General features: G+C 49.6%; 1 protein-coding gene. It reads left to right on the top strand.

Annotation, left to right across the window (positions count from 1 at the left end):
* Positions 1-566: aldehyde dehydrogenase family protein (locus R7Q46_RS28650; protein ID WP_318078504.1), on the top strand; the 566-nt coding region annotated here is incomplete at both ends.

Raw genomic sequence — 566 nt, forward strand, 5'->3', positions numbered from 1 at the left:
GTGATTCGCTCTGCGTTTGCATCGGCGGGTCAACGCTGTTCTGCGCTTCGTGTGCTGTTTGTTCAAGAAGACGTTGCGGACCGCATCATCACCCTTATCCAAGGCGCGATGAAAGAGCTACACGTTGGCTTGCCTTACTTGCACAAAACCGATGTGGGTCCGGTTATTGACCGCAATGCGAAGCAAAAACTCCTTGCTCACCTAGAACAGATGAGCAGCACGCAGAAGAAAGTTGCGCAGCTGCAACTGGAAGAAGCGTGTCAGTATGGCGATTTTGTTGCGCCAAGTGCGTTTGAAATCTCAGGCATTGATGTTCTGAAAGAAGAGCAATTTGGTCCTATCTTGCACATTGTTCGCTTTAAAGCGTCTGAACTGCCAAACGTGGTAGAGCAGATCAACCAAACAGGTTTTGGTCTAACAATGGGCATTCACAGCCGTAACGAAACCACTTATCGCTGGATTGAAAAACACGCTCGCGTGGGTAACTGCTACATCAACCGAGATCAAGTTGGTGCGGTTGTTGGCGTTCAGCCATTTGGTGGTCAAGGCTTGTCTGGTACAGGTCC

This window comes from Vibrio sp. 811, assembly GCF_033339195.1.